The sequence below is a fragment of the Herbiconiux ginsengi genome (assembly GCF_900107435.1).
GTDB lineage: Bacteria > Actinomycetota > Actinomycetes > Actinomycetales > Microbacteriaceae > Herbiconiux > Herbiconiux ginsengi.
Map to the genome: position 1 here is coordinate 220,338 of NZ_FNPZ01000002.1, position 16,810 is coordinate 237,147.

General features: G+C 67.9%; 15 protein-coding genes. 12 read left to right on the plus strand and 3 right to left on the minus strand.

Annotated elements, in window-relative coordinates; translation table 11 throughout:
* Positions 1–51: 51 nt before the first annotated feature.
* The 4 genes from yajC to BLW00_RS09355 all read left to right on the plus strand — a co-directional run bounded on the left by yajC (position 52) and on the right by BLW00_RS09355 (position 5,546).
* A complete protein-coding gene (gene yajC / locus BLW00_RS09340) occupies positions 52–462 on the plus strand; it encodes a preprotein translocase subunit YajC (RefSeq protein ID WP_092552762.1) in 411 nt (136 codons plus the stop codon).
* Positions 463–556: 94 nt separating this feature from the next.
* Entirely contained in the window at positions 557–2,242 is a 1,686-nt protein-coding gene (gene secD, locus BLW00_RS09345; protein ID WP_175494210.1) for a protein translocase subunit SecD, read from the plus strand.
* A complete protein-coding gene (secF, locus tag BLW00_RS09350; protein ID WP_092552768.1) occupies positions 2,242–3,234 on the plus strand; it encodes a protein translocase subunit SecF in 993 nt (330 codons plus the stop codon). The genes secD and secF overlap by 1 nt, the downstream gene beginning before the upstream one ends.
* 56 nt (positions 3,235–3,290) lie before the next feature.
* The gene (locus BLW00_RS09355) at positions 3,291–5,546 is read left to right on the plus strand and encodes a RelA/SpoT family protein (protein WP_092552771.1); all 2,256 of its coding nucleotides are present in this window, start codon (positions 3,291–3,293) and stop codon (positions 5,544–5,546) included.
* Between the two features lie 34 nt (positions 5,547–5,580).
* Here the strand turns inward: BLW00_RS09355 and BLW00_RS09360 are convergent, their stop codons facing one another.
* From BLW00_RS09360 to BLW00_RS09370, 3 genes are all read right to left on the minus strand, one after another.
* A complete protein-coding gene (locus tag BLW00_RS09360; RefSeq protein ID WP_092552774.1) occupies positions 5,581–6,150 on the minus strand; it encodes a hypothetical protein in 570 nt (189 codons plus the stop codon).
* Positions 6,151–6,251: 101 nt separating this feature from the next.
* Positions 6,252–7,481 (minus strand): DUF349 domain-containing protein, encoded by a 1,230-nt coding sequence (locus BLW00_RS09365; RefSeq protein ID WP_092552777.1) that lies wholly within the window; start codon positions 7,479–7,481, stop codon positions 6,252–6,254.
* Between the two features lie 63 nt (positions 7,482–7,544).
* On the minus strand, positions 7,545–8,342 hold the full coding sequence (locus BLW00_RS09370) for a peptidylprolyl isomerase (protein WP_092552781.1): 798 nt from the start codon (positions 8,340–8,342) through the stop codon (positions 7,545–7,547).
* 60 nt (positions 8,343–8,402) lie between these two features.
* On the opposite strand from BLW00_RS09370, the gene BLW00_RS09375 reads away from it, so the two are divergent.
* The 8 genes from BLW00_RS09375 (at position 8,403) to BLW00_RS09410 (ending at position 16,777) form a co-directional block, all read left to right on the plus strand.
* The gene (locus BLW00_RS09375) at positions 8,403–9,776 is read left to right on the plus strand and encodes a replication-associated recombination protein A (RefSeq protein WP_092552784.1); all 1,374 of its coding nucleotides are present in this window, start codon (positions 8,403–8,405) and stop codon (positions 9,774–9,776) included.
* A 220-nt stretch (positions 9,777–9,996) separates the two neighbouring features.
* Entirely contained in the window at positions 9,997–10,626 is a 630-nt protein-coding gene (gene rpsD / locus BLW00_RS09380) for a 30S ribosomal protein S4 (protein ID WP_092552787.1), read from the plus strand.
* Positions 10,627–10,716: 90 nt separating this feature from the next.
* Positions 10,717–11,130 (plus strand): DUF948 domain-containing protein, encoded by a 414-nt coding sequence (locus BLW00_RS09385; protein ID WP_092552790.1) that lies wholly within the window; start codon positions 10,717–10,719, stop codon positions 11,128–11,130.
* Positions 11,131–11,179: 49 nt separating this feature from the next.
* The gene (locus BLW00_RS09390; RefSeq protein WP_092552793.1) at positions 11,180–11,371 is read left to right on the plus strand and encodes a hypothetical protein; all 192 of its coding nucleotides are present in this window, start codon (positions 11,180–11,182) and stop codon (positions 11,369–11,371) included.
* A gap of 70 nt (positions 11,372–11,441) precedes the next feature.
* Entirely contained in the window at positions 11,442–14,108 is a 2,667-nt protein-coding gene (gene alaS / locus BLW00_RS09395) for an alanine--tRNA ligase (RefSeq protein ID WP_092552796.1), read from the plus strand.
* A gap of 3 nt (positions 14,109–14,111) precedes the next feature.
* Complete coding sequence (gene ruvX, locus BLW00_RS09400; protein ID WP_092552798.1) at positions 14,112–14,597, plus strand: Holliday junction resolvase RuvX; 486 nt, start codon at positions 14,112–14,114, stop codon at positions 14,595–14,597.
* Positions 14,590–15,870: an endolytic transglycosylase MltG gene (gene mltG, locus BLW00_RS09405; protein ID WP_245741490.1), complete on the plus strand. Its 1,281-nt coding sequence runs from the start codon at positions 14,590–14,592 to the stop codon at positions 15,868–15,870. The genes ruvX and mltG overlap by 8 nt, the downstream gene beginning before the upstream one ends.
* Positions 15,860–16,777, plus strand: a complete 918-nt coding sequence (locus tag BLW00_RS09410) for a shikimate dehydrogenase family protein (protein ID WP_092552801.1) — start codon at positions 15,860–15,862, stop codon at positions 16,775–16,777. Before mltG ends, BLW00_RS09410 begins: the two co-directional genes overlap by 11 nt.
* Positions 16,778–16,810: the final 33 nt, after the last annotated feature.

The following is a 16,810-nucleotide window of genomic DNA, read 5'->3' on the forward strand; positions in this document are numbered from 1 at the left end:
ATATGATGAGGTCCTGCTAACACCCCCACCCACCTGGAAGGCGCCTTTTTCATGGCCATCGATCCGTTAACAATCATCATGCTGGTCGTTCTGGCCGTGCTGGTGTTCTTCATGTTCCGCAACAGCCGCAAGCGCAAGGCGCAGGCCGAGGAGCTGCAGAGCAAGGTGGCGGTGGGCGCCGAGATCATGACGAACTTCGGCCTCTACGGAACGATCCTCGAAATGGATGACGAGGAGAACCAGGTGCTGGTGGAGACGACTCCCGGCACCGTGCTCCGCGTGCACCGCCAGACCGTGACCCGCGTGGTCACCCCGTCGCCGCTCGCCCCCCTCGAGGAGTCGATCGACCACAGCGACGACGGCGCGCCCGCGTACGGCGAGCGGATCGACGAGACCACGGCGGATGCCCCGGCCGCCGGCGAGTCCACCGTCTCGAAGACCGAGAAGAAGGACGACGAGTAACCTCTCGTTTCCTTTCCTGATCTACGCTCTCCGCGATGGCGCACGGGCGGCACAGAAAGCTGAGTAACTGGTGGCACAAACTACCCCGGTCAAGATGGCGGCTCGCACCCTCATCTGGCTCCTCGTCATCTTCGGCGTGCTCACAGCGACGCTCGCGGGGGGTGTCCTCTGGGGAGGCGCATCCTGGACTCCGAAACTCGGTCTCGACCTCGAGGGCGGAACCCAGGTAATCCTGGCGCCAAAGCTCGAAAGCGGAGCCGAGGTCACGACGGAACAGCTCGACCAGGCGGTCGCCATCATCCGTCAGCGGGTCGACGCGAGCGGTGTCTCCGAGGCCGAGATCAGCACCCAGGGCGCGAACAACATCGTGGTCGCCATCCCGGGCACGCCCGACAAGGAAACGCTGAACCGGATCCAGTCCTCGGCAAAGCTCGAGTTCCGGCCGGTGCTCCTCGCCGACGTCGCCTCCACCACCGCCACCTCGAGCCCCGGCGCGACGCCGACGCCCGATCCCAATCTCTCCACCACTCCCACTGCCAGTCCCACCAACGCCAGCGACCTCGCCTGGGTGACACCGGCGTTGCAGAGCGAGTTCGACAACTTCGACTGCAGCACCGCCGGCACGTCGCCCGAGCCGGCACCGGCCGATCAGCCTCTGGTGACCTGCGACTCCAACGGGGTGAAGTACGCGCTCGGCCCGGTCGAGATCGAGGGCGCCGACATCGCCGACGCGTCCAGCGGTGTCGCCACCACGCAGAACGGATCGTCGACAGGCCAGTGGGTCGTGGACCTCAGCTTCAACGACAAGGGCACCAAGGAGTTCGCCGACGTCACGACCCGGCTCTTCGGCCTCACCGGCGTGCAGAACCAGTTCGCCATCGTGCTCGACGGCAAGGTCATCACCGCGCCGACCACCGGTGGCGCGTTCACCGACGGCCGTGCGCAGATCTCCGGCTCGTTCACCCAGGAGTCGGCGAAGACCCTGGCCGACCAGCTGAAGTTCGGTGCTCTGCCGATCGGCTTCACGGTGCAGAGCTCCGACACCATCTCGGCAACGCTCGGGTCGACCCAGCTGATGAGCGGGCTGATCGCCGGAATCATCGGCCTCCTGCTCGTTGTCGTCTACTCGCTCATCCAGTACCGCGCGCTCGGCCTCGTGACCGTGGCGTCGCTCATCATCGCCGGTGCCATGACCTATCTGGTCATCGCGCTGATGTCGTGGCGCATCGACTTCCGTCTGTCATTGGCAGGTGTGGCGGGTCTGATCGTCGCGATCGGATTCACGGCCGACTCGTTCATCGTCTACTTCGAACGAATACGTGACGAACTGCGAGACGGCCGCACCCTCGGGGGCGCCGTCGAGGCGGGCTGGAAGCGCGCGAAGCGCACGATCTACGCGGCCAAGGCCGTGAACCTGCTGTCGGCGATCGTGCTCTACGTACTGGCCGTCGGAAACGTGAAGGGCTTCGCCCTCACCCTGGGTGTCACCACCATCATCGACGTGATCGTCGTGATCATGTTCACGCATCCGATCCTCCGGCTGCTGGCCGCGACCCGCTTCTTCCAGAGCGGGCGGCCGATCACCGGTCTCGATCCGACGGCGCTCGGCGCGATCTACCGCGGGCGGGCAGAGTTCCGCAAGCCCGTCGACGTCTCCGCTCCCAAGCGCACCGGCAGCAACCGTGAAGCGGTGCGCCGGCAGACGATCGCCGAGCGGAAAGCGGCGCAATTGACGATGGAACGACCCGGCGATACGTCCGACGATCGGAAGGACGACTGATGCCCAGTTTCGCCAAGTTCGGCAACGACCTCTACACCGGCGAGCGGTCGTTCGACTTCATCAAGCAGCGCAAGATCTGGTACGCGATCGCGATCGTACTGATGATCGCGTCGATCCTCATCCCGGTCATCCGCGGCGGCTTCAACTTCGGTATCGAGTTCCGCGGTGGTTCGCAGTTCGTGATCAGCGGTGTCACCGAGGTCGACCAGCCCAAGGCGCAGGCCGCTGTCGACAGCGTCGAGCCGAACGCGGTCCCGCGCGTCTCCGCCCTGGGGCAGGACGGCATCCGCGTTCAGACCGACCAGCTGACCGACGAGCAGAGCGACGAGGTGCGCCAGGCCCTGGCCGACGCCTACGGAGTTCCGGTCGACGAGATCGCGGCGTCGTTCATCGGCGCCTCCTGGGGTGCGGATGTCACGTCTCAGGCCGTCAAGGGCCTGGTGGTGTTCCTCGTGCTCGCGGCGATCGTGATGGCCCTCTACTTCCGAACGTGGAAGATGTCGGCCGCCGCCATGATCGCCCTGCTGCACGACCTCATCATCACGGCGGGCGTCTACGCGGCCACCGGTTTCGAGATCACCCCCGCCGCGGTCATCGGCTTCCTGACGATCCTCGGCTACTCGCTGTACGACACCGTCGTGGTGTTCGACAAGATCCGGGAGAATACGGCGAAGCTCACCGACGGATCGCGGTACACCTTCTCCGAGTCGGTGAACCTCGCGGTGAACCAGACTCTGGTGCGATCGATCAACACGGCCGTGGTCGCCGCATTGCCGGTGGCGTCGATCCTCTTCATCGGTGCCTTCATCCTCGGTGCCGACACCCTGCGCGACATCTCGCTCGCGCTGCTCGTGGGTATCGTCGTGGGAACGTATTCGACGATCTTCATCGCCGCACCGCTCTACGTCGATCTTCGCCGGCACGAAGCGCGGTTCACGAAGCACGATGCGCGGGTTCTGGCCGTTCGGGAGAAGTCCGAGGTCAACGCCTGAAGCGAACGGTCGTCATCGCCCGCGATGGCGGGGGATAATCGTGGTGGAGGCCTGACATGACGGAGACCAGCGCGACGTCGACCGCTACGCTGCGCCGATTGGTGCCGCGTCTGTTCTCGCGTGCCCAGCCGGCGGGCGCCGTCGACACGCTGATCCGCACGGTGCGCGCCAACCACCCGAAGGCCGATCTGACGATCGTCGAGCGCGCGTACACCGCCGCCGAGAAGGCCCACGACGGGCAGAAGCGCCGCAGCGGCGAGCCGTACATCACGCATCCGGTGGCCGTCGCGCAGATCCTGGCGGAACTCGGTCTCGGCTCGAAGGCCGTGGCCGCCGCGCTGCTGCACGACACGGTGGAGGACACCGACTACTCGCTCGACATGGTGCGCCACGACTTCGGAGACGAAGTGGCGATGCTGGTCGACGGCGTCACCAAGCTCGACAAGGTGAAATACGGCGACAGCGCGCAGGCCGAGACCGTTCGCAAGATGATCGTGGCGATGTCGCGCGACATCCGCGTGCTCATCATCAAGCTCTGCGACCGCCTGCACAACGCCCGCACCTGGGGCTTCGTGCCCACGGAGTCGGCGCAGCGCAAGGCCAAGGAAACCCTCGAGATCTACACGCCGCTCGCGCACCGACTGGGCATCCAGTCGATCAAATGGGAGCTCGAAGACCTCTCCTTCGCGGTGCTCTACCCGAAGCTCTACGTCGAGATCGAGAACCTGGTGCGCCAGCGCACACCGCAGCGCGAGGAATACGTGCAGCAGGTCATCGACGCAGTGGGCGAGGACCTCAAGGCCGGCAAGATCCGCGGCAAGGTGGCGGGGCGGCCGAAGCAGTACTACTCGATCTACCAGAAGATGATCGTGCGCGGCCGCGAGTTCGACGAGATCTACGACCTCGTGGGCATCCGCGTGCTCGTGAACACCGTACGCGACTGCTACGCCGTGCTCGGTTCGATCCACGCGCGCTGGAACCCGATCCCGGGGCGGTTCAAGGACTACATCGCCACGCCCAAGTTCAACCTCTACCAGTCGCTGCACACCACGGTGATCGGTCCCGGCGGGCGACCGGTGGAGATCCAGATCCGCACGCACGAGATGCACCAGCGCGCCGAGTACGGCGTGGCGGCGCATTGGAAGTACAAGGAGCGGATGAACGGGGGCAAGGCCGCGACCTCGAACGCCTCGTCGTCGGACACCGACATGGCGTGGCTGGCCCGTATCTCCGACTGGCAGGCCGAGACCGTCGACCCGGGCGAGTTCCTCGACTCGCTGCGCTTCGAGATCGGCGCCAAAGAGGTCTACGTGTTCACCCCCAAGGGCAAGGTGGTCGGGCTTCCGGCCGGCGCCACCCCGGTCGACTTCGCCTACGCGGTGCACACCGAGGTCGGGCACCGCACGATGGGCGCGAAGGTGAACGGGCGGCTGGTGCCGCTCGACTCGACGCTCGGTTCCGGCGACGTGGTGGAGGTCTTCACCTCGAAGAACCCCGACTCCGGTCCGTCGCAGGACTGGCTCAGCTTCGTGCAGAGCCCCCGCGCGCGCAACAAGATCCGCCAATGGTTCACCAAGGAGCGCCGAGACGAGGCCATCGAGCAGGGCCGCGACGCGATCGCCCGTGCCATGCGCAAGCAGAATCTGCCGTTGCAGAAGCTGATGAGTCAGGACTCCATCGCCGACGTCGCGTCGCAGTTGCACTACGACAACGTCTCGGGGCTGTACGCGGCCATCGGCGAGGGGCACATCTCCACCCAGTCGGTGATCGAGAAGGTCATCGCCTCACTGCAGACCGAGGTCGAGAGCGAGGATTCGGACCTCGACGTCTTCGTGGGCAACCGGCCACGGGTCACGCACAGCGATTCGGGAGTGCTCGTGCGCGGTGCGCCCGACATCCTGGTGAAACTCGCGAAGTGCTGCACGCCGGTGCCGGGCGACGACATCGTGGGCTTCGTGACCCGCGGCTCGGGCGTCTCGGTGCACCAGGCCGACTGCCACAACGTCGCCGCCCTGCTCAACGAGCCGGAGCGGATGATCGAGGTCGAGTGGGCGCCGTCGTCGAAGAGCGTCTTCCTGGTGCAGATCCAGGTCGAAGCCCTCGACCGCTCGGGGCTGCTGTCGGATGTCACGCGCGTGCTCTCCGAGCACCACGTCAACATCCTCTCGGCCTCGGTGAACACCTCGAGCGACCGCCTGGCGATCAGCCGCTTCGTCTTCGAGATGGGCGACACGACGCACCTCGATCGCGTGCTCAACGCGGTGCGCCGTATCGACGCCGTCTACGACGTCTATCGCGTCTCCGGCGGCTGACCGCACTCCTCGTGCCGGCTGAAGGCGGCTGAGCTCAGCGCGGGGGAGTGCGCAGCACCTCGTCAACCTCATCGAGTCGGCGCAGCGCCCGCTGCTTGTGCGGCAGGTGCGGCACCCGACGCAGCTCCGTGCGGCACCGCGCGGTCGATGCTCCCGCCGAGAGCAGGAGAGTCACCACACAGAGCAGCACGCTCCGGTCGAATACGGGGTCGCAGCGCACCAGGTCGACCGCGGTGCGGAACGGATCGGTGACCCACACCGGTCCGGCGGCCACGATCTCGTGGTCTCCGAGCACGACCTGCCGCACCTGCCGGTCGATCGACGGCACGTCGCGGATGCGGTGCGACGAGCGGATGCACAGCTGCACGGGTCGCGGGAAACGCGGCGTCGCCCCGAGTACCCAGGCTGCCGACATCCGCTCGACCACGAGCCCATCGGGCACCAGCGGAGCGAGCGCCGACCCCCGCAGCGCGGCGGACGGATGTACGTCGACCGAGCAGTACGCGCCGCCGAGATCGCGCAGGTCGCCGTCGAGCCGCGCGGCGGTCAGCTCGGCGAGGGGAAGCTGGGTGTGGTCGAGAACGAGCGGGAGCGAGGGAGCCATGCACCGATGATGCCCGTCACATCCTCACGGCGAGGGGCTCACGGACGATCTGTGGACAAATCCGACGGTCGCTCCAGAAGTGGAGGAGCGACCGAGCCACCTCAACCCAGGGCGTCCAACCACACCTTGCGGGCGTCGAGAGCTTCCTGCAACTCGGCGACCTTCTTGGTGTCGCCCGCGGCCGCGGCGTCGTCGATCTCGCGCTGCAGCTTCTCGATCGCGCCGGTGAGCTGCGAGGCGAGGCCCTCCGAGCGGGCCTTCTTCTCGGGGTTGTTCCGGCTCCAGTAGTCCTCGTCGAGCTTGCGCACGGCCGCTTCTACCTTGCGCAGACGCTCTTCGACGGTCTTGACCTGATCGCGCGGCACCTTGCCGATGGCGTCCCAGCGCTGCTGGATCGAGATGAGCGCTTCGCGGGCACGCGTGCGGTCGGTCTCCTTCAGCAGTGGCTCTGCCTCGTCGAGCAGAGCGAGCTTCTGGGTGAGGTTCTCGCCGAACTCCTGCTCGTCGCGGGCGACCACCTCGCTGCGCGCCGAGTAGAGCACGTCGCCGGCCGCCTTGAACTTGTCCCACAGCGCGTCGTCGTACTTCTTGCCGGCGCGACCGGTGGCCTTCCATTCGGCGAGCAGGTCGCGGTAGGCCGTGATGCCGTCGACGCCGCGCGGAGCGAGGGCCTCGGCCTGGTCGACGAGTTCCTGCTTGCGGTTGCGGGCATCCCGGTGCACCTGGTCGAGCTCGGCGAAGAACGACTTGCGCTGCGTCTCCAGCGAGGTGCGAGCCTCGCGGAACCGCTTCCACAACTCCTGGGCTTCGTTGCGCGGAAGGCGCGGGCCCTCGTGCTGGTGCTTCTGCCACCGGGCGAACAGCTCGTCGATCTTGGTGGTGACCGCCTTCCACTGCGCCTTCGCCGGGTCTTGAGCGGCGAGCGCCTCGATCTCCACGACGATCTCGGTGCGGTCGAGAACGGCCTGAGCCACCTCGGCCTGGGCCTCGGCCGACTGCTTCTCGGTGATCTCGCTCACGGTCGAGGCGAGGGCCTCGAGGCGCGTGTGCAGCGATGCGAGGTCGCCGACGGCGTTCGCGGTCTGCACGGATGCGGTCAGGGCCTTGACCGCCTTGGCGATGTCGTTGGCGGGAGCACCGCGCTTGGCGCGCTGCTCGAGCAGGGTCACCTGGCCGGCGAGATCGGAGTATTTGCGCTCGAAGTAGGCGATGGCCTCCTCTTTCGAACCATCGGGATACTGGCCGACCAGTCGCTCACCGTCGGCTTCGAGCACGTAGACGGATCCATCGTCGTCCACACGCCCCCACGGGTGTTGATCACTAGCGGTCACGGAACCATCCTGTCGACGATGTCTGGAGTACGGCCACAAGCCTATTGCACCGGGCGCGCTGGGTTATTGAACTGTGACATTGGTGATGACGGCGGGAGCGGCGGGCTTGCCGTCGCCCGAGCCGTCGGCCGTGCCGGCCGCGACCACGCTCGACTTCAGGGCGTCGAGCCCGCTCGTCACCTGGCCGAGCACGGTGTAGCCGCCCGCCGCATCCGAGGGGATGGTGCTGTCGTCGTAGACGATGAAGAACTGGCTGCCCATGCTGTAGCCGTTGCCGCTCTGGCGGGCCATGGCGAGGGTGCCCGCGGGGTAGACGTCGTCGGCCGGGGCGTTCTCGACCGGGCCGTAGCTGTAGCCCGGACCGCCGGTGCCGGTGCCCTCGGGGTCGCCGCACTGGAGCACGAAGATGCCGCTCGTGGTGAGGCGGTGGCAGGAGGTGCCGGTGAAGAACCCGTCGGAGGCCTGGGAGATGAAGGCCGAGACGGCCTGCGGGGCCGCGGCGCCGTCGAGGGTGATGCCGAGCGGCACGTCGTTGATGGTGAGCGTGCCTGTCCAGTCGCGGCCCTCGGCGAGGGTCGACGACGGCACGTCGCCGGTGTTCTGGCCCGAGGCTTCGGTGTCGTCGGCCGGCGGCGTCGCCGAGGCGCTGGGGGAGGCGACGGACGAGCCCGGGCCCCCGTTGAAGTAGAACAGCTGGGCGGCGGTGACGCCGGCGATCACCACGACCACGACGACCGCGGCGATGACGTTGTCGCGAACGCGTCGTTTGGTGCGCTCCGTGTGAGCCGTCTGCCGGGCCTGGTAATCGCGCAAGCGGGTGCGGGCTTCTCGAGCGGCGCGCTCCTGATTGCTGGGTGCCACGGGTCCTCCATCGGTCTTCGATCGCCGGGCTCTGTCGGCCCATCACAGTACCCTAGACGTATGGCCTATCAGCAACCGGGACTCCACTCCGGAGCAGTCCCGCTCGCTGTCCGCATGCGGCCCCGCAGTCTCGACGAGGTGGCGGGTCAAAAACACCTCCTGCGCCCCGGTTCGCCGCTCGTCAATCTGGCCTCCGACACCGGGGGAACCACCGGTTCCGTCTCCGTCATCCTGTGGGGTCCTCCCGGCACGGGCAAGACCACGCTGGCCCAGGCCATCGCGCATTCGTCCGGTCGCAAGTTCGTCGAGCTCTCCGCGGTGACGGCGGGCGTGAAAGACGTTCGGCAGGTGATGGACGACGCGTTCCGCAACCGCGACCTCTACGGCCTCTCCACCGTGCTCTTCCTCGACGAGATCCACCGCTTCACGAAGGCGCAGCAGGATGCGCTGCTCCCGGGCGTCGAGAACGGCTGGGTCATCCTGGTGGCGGCCACCACGGAGAACCCCTCGTTCTCGGTCATCTCCCCGCTTCTCTCGCGCTCGCTGCTGCTCACCCTCGAACAGCTGACCGACGACGATCTCGGCGTCCTGATCGACCGCGCCGTCACCGACCCGCGGGGTCTGGCCGGCAAAGTCGCGCTCGACGACGAAGCCCGTGCCGCGATCATCCGGATGTCGTCGGGCGACGCCCGTCGTGCGCTCACGGCCCTCGAGGCCTCAGCCGGCACGGTTCTGGCCGCCGTTTCCGAGCAGCACAGTGACGACGACGACGAGGGCGAAGACGACGAGGTGCCGCTCATCACGGGCGCCGTGCTCGAGCAGTCCGTCGACCGCGCGCTGCTGCGCTACGACCGCAATGGCGACGAGCACTACGACGTGATCAGCGCCTTCATCAAGTCGGTGCGCGGCTCCGACGTCGACGCTTCGCTACATTACCTCGCGCGCATGTTCGAAGCGGGCGAAGACCCGCGGTTCATCGCCCGGCGCGTCATCATCCTCGCCTCGGAGGACATCGGCATCGCCGACCCGCAGGCCCTCCCGATCGCGGTGGCGGCCGCCGAGGCCGTGCAGATGATCGGGATGCCGGAAGGACGCATCCCGCTCGCCGAGGCCGTGGTGTACCTCGCCACCGCCCCGAAGTCGAACGCCGCCTACATGGGCATCAACGCCGCCATCGCCGATGTGAAGGCCGGCAACTTCGGCCGGGTGCCCAAGCACCTGCGCGACGCCCACTACGCGGGCGCCAAGCGGCTCGGGCACGGCAAGGGCTACAAGTACCCGCACGACGATGAGCTGGGCGTGGTGCGCCAGCAGTACCTGCCCGACGAGTTGGCCGGCACGACGTACTACGACCCCACCGATCACGGGCACGAGCGCGAGATCTCGGCCCGGCTCGCGAAGCTCCGGGACATCACGCGGGGGCCGCAGAAATAGGCGGATCGGCGGCATCCGCTGTGCTAGTCTTGTCGATGCCTAATCAGCGTCATTTCGGAGCGGCTGCCGATCGACACTGATGACGGGATCGCGTTCTTTAGCCGAACCGCCCGGCGCAACCCCTCTGAATTCATTGTCGCAGTAGCGACAGGTGCAGTCATCGACGCGCGCTCCGGCGCACACCACAACGACTAATTCAGATTCCAACGAAAGGACGTAAGTGGCTACCAAGTCGCGTACGCGCAGCAAGACCCGCCTCTCCCGGGCCCTGGGCATCCCGCTCACCCCGAAGGCAGCGAAGTACCTCGAGAAGCGCCCCTACGCTCCGGGCGAGCACGGCCGCACCAAGCGCAAGCAGGACAGCGACTACGCCGTCCGTCTGCGCGAGAAGCAGCGTCTGCGCGCCCAGTACGGCATCCGCGAGAAGCAGCTGAAGATCGCCTTCGAAGAGGCCCGCAAGGCGAAGGGCCTGACCGGTGAGAACCTGGTCGAGCTCCTCGAGATGCGCCTCGACGCCCTGATCCTCCGCGCCGGCTTCGCTCGCACCACGGCTCAGGCCCGTCAGATGGTCGTGCACCGTCACATCCTGGTCGACGGCCAGCTCGTCGACCGCCCGTCGTTCCGCGTGAAGCCGGGTCAGCTCATCCACGTCAAGGCCAAGTCGGAGGGCACCGAGCCCTTCCAGGTCGCGGCCGCCGGTGGTCACATCGACCTGCTGCCCAAGACTCCGGGTTACCTCGAGGTCGAGCTCGACAAGCTGCAGGCCCGCCTCGTGCGCCGCCCGAAGCGCGCCGAGGTCCCCGTGACCTGTGAAGTGCAGCTCGTCGTCGAGTACTACGCAGCGCGCTGATTCAGAGCACGACATACTAGAAGGCGGGTCACCCCAGGTGGCCCGCTTTCGCGTTTCTGACGAGCGCCGTATCCGAAGAGGGGTTGGACCATGACCGGTGGAGACATCGCAGGACTGATCGCCGCCGGCGTGTTCGCCGTGCTGGTTGCCATCATCGCCATCCCCCTGGTGAAACTCGGGGGAGTGTTCGACCAGACCCGCGACTCGATCAAAGACGTCAGCGACGGAATCACCCCCATCCTCTCCGAGTCGACGGTCACCATCCAGGAGGCGAACAAGCAGCTCGCCCGGGTCGACGTGATCACGCGCAACGTCGAAGAGGTGACCGGCAACGTCTCGTCGCTGGTGTCGCTGTTCGCCGCCTCGGTCGGCGGCCCGTTGATCAAGCTCGCGAGCTTCAGCGCCGCCGTGCGGGCCGCGATGCTGAGCTTCCGCGCTGCCAAGGGCGACGATGCCGACGGCACCGCGCGCCGGCCCAAGAAGCCTACGAAGACCAAGCACTAAACTGGCCGGAGGCTCTTGCGGCCGTCCGACACGAACGAGGAGAACGACGATGAAGAAGTTTCTGTGGTTGATCGCCGGAGTGGGCATCGGATTCCTGGTCGCGCACCAGTTCAACCAGACCGCTCGCGGCAAGCAATTCTTCAATGAGTTCGACAAGAAGACGAAAGAGTTCAGCGACTCGCTGATCGACGGATACCGCGAGCGCGAGGCTGAACTGCGCGCCGCCATCTCCGGCAAGTAACACCCCTGACGCCGCGGCCGGCCGCATCCGAGCCGGCCGTCGCGGCACGACCCGAGGACATCCCGAATACATGCTCACCGCTGACATCCGCTCCCGCTGGCTCGAATTCTTCGGAGATCGGGGGCACACGGTCGTTCCGTCCGCCTCCCTGGTCAGCGACGACCCGTCGCTGCTGTTCACGGTGGCCGGGATGGTGCCGTTCATCCCCTACCTCTCCGGGCTGGTGCCCGCGCCCTATCCGCGCGCCACGAGCGTGCAGAAGTGCATCCGCACCCTCGACATCGAAGAGGTGGGCAAGACCACGCGGCACGGCACCTTCTTCCAGATGAACGGCAACTTCTCGTTCGGCGACTACTTCAAAGAGGGTGCCATCGGCTACGCCTGGGAGCTCCTCACGAAATCCGAGAGCGAGGGCGGCCTCGGTTTTCCCGAGCGCGACCTCTGGGTCACCGTCTATGAAGACGACGACGAGGCCATCGACATCTGGAAGCGGGTGGCCGGGCTCCCGGATGCGCGCATCCAGCGCCGCGGAAAAGAAGACAACTACTGGTCGACCGGCCAGCCCGGCCCCGCCGGCCCCTGCTCGGAGATCTACTTCGATCGTGGGCCCGCCTACGGCGTCGAGGGCGGCCCCGTGGCCGACGAGAACCGCTACATCGAGATCTGGAACCTCGTCTTCATGCAGTACCTCCGCGGCGAGGGCACCTCGAAGACCGAGTTCGAGATCCTGGGCGAACTGCCCCGCAAGAACATCGACACGGGCATGGGGCTCGAGCGGGTGGCCTTCTTGAAGCAGGGCGTCGAGAACCTCTACGAGATCGACCAGGTGCGCCCGGTGCTCGACCGCGCCGCCGAGATCTCGGGCCGTCGGTACGGTGCCGTGCACGACGACGACGTGCGGATGCGCGTGGTCGCCGACCACGTGCGCAGCGCCCTCATGCTGATGTCGGACGGCGTGACCCCGTCGAACGAGGGCCGCGGCTACATCCTGCGCCGCCTGCTCCGCCGCACTGTGCGGTCGATGCGCCTGCTCGGGGTCGACACGGCCACCATGCCCGAGCTGCTCACCGCCTCGCGCGACGCGATGAAGGCCACGTATCCCGAGGTCTCGGCCGACTTCGACCGCATCTCGCGCGGCGCGTACGCGGAGGAGGAGTCGTTCCTTCGCACGCTCACGGGCGGCACGACCATCCTCGACACCGCCGTCTCGAGCACGAAGGCGGGCGGCGCGTCCGTGCTGCCCGGCGACACCGCGTTCCTCCTGCACGACACCTACGGCTTCCCGATCGACCTCACCCTCGAGATCGCCGAGGAGTCGGGGCTCGCCGTCGACCGCGTCGCATTCGAATCGCTGATGGCCGAGCAGAAGCAGCGCGCCAAGGCGGATGCGAAGGCCAAGAAGCTCGGCATCACCGACCTCACGGTCTACAGCCCGTTCCGCGCGCTCGGCGAGACGGTGTTCCGGGGCTACGACGAGCTCGAAGCCGAGGCGCCCGTTCTGGGACTCATCGTGGACGGAGTGTCGGTGAACTCCGCGGTGGCGGGGGAGCAGGTCGAGATCATCCTCGCCGAGACCAGCTTGTATGCCGAGTCGGGTGGCCAGGAGGCCGACTCCGGCACCATCGTGGGCGATGGCTTCGAACTCACCGTGCTCGATGTGCAGAAGCCCGTGAAGGGTCTGATCAGCCACCGCGCAGAAGTCACGAGCGGTCAGGTCGCCGTGGGTGACCTCGCCCGCAGCGTCGTCGACCCGCAGTGGCGTCGCGGCGCAACCCAGGCGCACTCGGCCACGCACCTCATCCACGCCGCCCTCCGGCAGACGCTCGGCGAGCAGGCGCACCAAGCCGGTTCGTACAACAAGGCCGGCTACATGCGGCTCGACTTCTCCTGGAACCAGCCGCTCTCGTTCGAGACGCGCACCGAGATCGAGGAGATCGCGAACCTCGCGATCCGCGACGACCTCGAGGTGGTGACCCGGGAGCTGCCGCTCGACGAGGCCCGCTCGATGGGCGCCATGGCCCTGTTCGGCGAGAAGTACGGCGAGGTCGTGCGGATGGTCGACATCGGCGGGCCCTGGTCGCGCGAGCTCTGCGCCGGCACGCACGTCTCGTCGAGCGCGCAGATCGGCATGATCAACCTGCAGGGCGAGTCGTCGATCGGGTCGACCAACCGCCGCGTCGAAGCCCTCGTGGGCATCGAGGCCTTCCGGGAGTTCGCCACCGAGCGTGCCCTGGTCTCCCAGCTCACCTCGTCGCTCAAGACTCCGCGCGACGAGCTCGCCACGCGCATCGCCGACCTCACCGCGAACCTCAAGGCGGCGGAGAAGAAGATCGCCGCGTTCGAGGCAGGTCAGCTGTCGACGCGCATCCCCGCGCTGGCCGCCACCGCTCATCCGGCCGGTGACCTCACGCTCGTGGCCGAAGACCTCGGTGAGTTGCGCTCGCCCGACGACGTGCGCCAGCTCGTCACCGGCGTGCGCGACGCGCTCACCGCATCCGGAACCGCAGCGGCCGTGGTGGCTCTGGCCGCGGTCGCCGCCGGCAAGCCCGTGGTGATCGTCGCGACGACGGAGGGCGCGCGTGCCGCCGGAGCGAAGGCCGGCGCCCTCGCGAAGCTCGCCGCGGGTGTGCTCGGCGGAGGCGGAGGCGGCAAGGACGACCTCGCCCAGGGCGGAGGGACCGACGTCACCGCGATCGGCGCCGCACTCACCGCGATCACCCAGTCGGTGGCCGGATAGCGGATGCGTCCAGGAGTCCGGATCGGCGTCGACGTCGGCAAGGCGCGCATCGGCGTGGCGCGCACCGACCCGCACGGGATGCTCGCGACTCCGGTGGAGACCGTGCCCCGCGCGAAGGATGGGGACGGTGACGCCGACATCCGGCGCATCCGTGCCATCGTCGACGAGCTCGACGCGATGGAGATCGTGGTAGGCCTGCCGCTCTCGATGAGCGGGAGCGAGACCGCCTCCACGCAAGACGCCCGCGACTTCGCCGGGCGGCTGGCCGCGGCCGGGGGTCCGCCCGTGCGGATGATCGACGAACGCCTCACCACCGTGTCTGCGCAGGCCGCCCTGCACGCCAACGGCCGGAATACTCGCAGTTCCCGTCCCGTGATCGATCAGGTCGCCGCGGTTATACTCGTGCAACACGCTCTGGACAGTGAGCGTTCCTCGGGAAAGCCGCCCGGCATCCTCGTCGACCCGAGTCAAGGAAAAGGTAGTGACTGACCGCCAGCCACCAGAGAACCATCCGTTCGCCGAGTTCTTCCGTGCAGAGACGCCCGTGGAGACGAAGGACGGGCGCGCCGCCACGCGCACCGGGCAGCCCGCCACGAGGCGCGACGCGCGGCGCGTGGCCGAGCAACCCGCCCACCACCGGGCCTCGAGTTCGGGAGGCGTCGGAAGCGGACACGGTGGCTACGACGACCGGGGCCACGAACGCAAGCCCCGGCGCTGGCTGAGACGGCTCATCGTCGCCGTGGTGATCGTGGGGCTGCTGACCGCGGCCGGCGTGTTCCTCTCCAACCAGTTCGGCGCCCAGGTCGCCACGCTGTTCGCCGGACAAGAGGTCGACGACTACGAGGGCACGGGTTCGGGCGAGGTGATGTTCGTGGTGAACGACGGTGACATCGGCGAGACCATCGGCGACAACCTCGCCGCCCAGGGCGTGGTGAAGAGCTCGGCGGCCTTCTACGACCTGCTGCTGAAGCAGGATCCGGCCCCGGTCTTCCAGGCGGGCACCTTCAAACTGGCCGAGAAGATGAGCGCCCAGGCGGCGCTCGACGCTCTGCAGAACCCCGACAACAAGGTCGACTACACCGTCACCATCCCCGAGGGCTCGAGCGCGAAGGGCATCTACCAGGAGCTCGCCGACGTGACCGGCCTGCCGCTGGCCGACTTCGAGGCCGCGGGCGCGAACTACGTGGCACTCGGCGTGCCGGCGCAGGCGCCGAGCATCGAGGGCTTCCTCTTTCCGGCCACCTACACCTTCGAACCGGGCCAGACCGCGGCCGACATGATCACCACCATGGTGCAGCGCACCTTCCAGTCGCTGGATGCCGCGGGCGTGGCTCCCGACGACCGCTTCCGTGTGGTGACTCTGGCCGCCCTCATCCAGAAGGAGGCCGGCAGCGTCGACGACATGTTCAAAGTGTCGCGGGTGTTCACCAACCGCCTCGACCAGGGCATGAACCTGGAGTCCGACGCGACGGTCGCCTACGGCGCCGGTCACAGCCGGGTGGAGACCACCTCGGCCGAGCGCGAGGACGCGTCGAACCTCTACAACACCTACGCGAACCCCGGGCTGCCCATCGGGCCGATCTCGAACCCGGGCGACGACGCGATCAATGCGGCGCTGCATCCGGCCGACGGACCATGGCTCTACTTCGTGACGATCAACCTCGACACCGGCGAGACCGTGTTCTCGGAGACCGCCGACGAGCACGCCGCCGCGGTGGAACAGCTGCAGCAATGGTGGGCGGATCATCCCGATGTCCAATAGCGTCGCGGTTCCCGACGACGGGCCCGACCTGCTGCGCGGCCCGCTGAAACTCGGCGTGCTCGGCTCGCCGATCGCGCACACCCGGTCGCCGCTGCTGCACCGCACGGCCTATGCCGCGCTCGGCCTGCCGTGGAGCTACGACGCCTACGAGGTGACGACGGACGCGCTCCCCGGCTTCGTCGACGCGCTCACCCCGGAGTGGCGCGGGCTCTCGCTCACGATGCCGTTGAAGGAGACCATCCTCGGTTCCCTCGATTCGATCGACACGATCGGATCGGCCACCGGGGCAGTCAACACCGTGCTGATCAGTCAGCACGACGGTCAGCGCCGGCTCGATGGTTTCAACACCGATGTCCACGGCATCCGCGAGGCCCTGCTGCGAGCCGGGGTGGAGCGCACGCTGCGCACCCTGGTGATCGGTGGGGGAGCGACCGCCCGGTCAGCCGTGGTCGCGGCCGGCCAGCTGGGCAGTGAGCACGTCGACATCGTGCTGCGGAGCCCGGCGAAGGCGGCCGATGTCGTGGAGGCCGCTCGATCGGCCGGTGTCAGCTCGACCGTGACGGCGCTGCACGACCCTGCGGTCGCCGGGCTCGAACCCGACCTCACGATCAGCACACTGCCCGGCGGCGTCGGCGTCTCGGTGAATTTCGTCGGCACGAGCATCCCGGCGTCCTCGACCCTGCTCGACGTGGCCTACCATCCATGGCCGAGCGAGCTGGGCGGGCTCTGGGAGGCCGAGGGGCGGCTCGCGGTGCCGGGTCTGTCGATGCTCGTGCACCAGGCGGTGGCGCAGATCCGGGTCTTCCTGCGCGGCGACCCCGTGGTGAAGCTCGACGACGAAGAGCGCATCACCGCGGCGATGCTCGACGCGGTGGGCCTCGACGCCGCCGGGCAGCCGCTGCCCTAGTTCCGGGCTGGGCGGACCGGGGTGCCGTCTGTG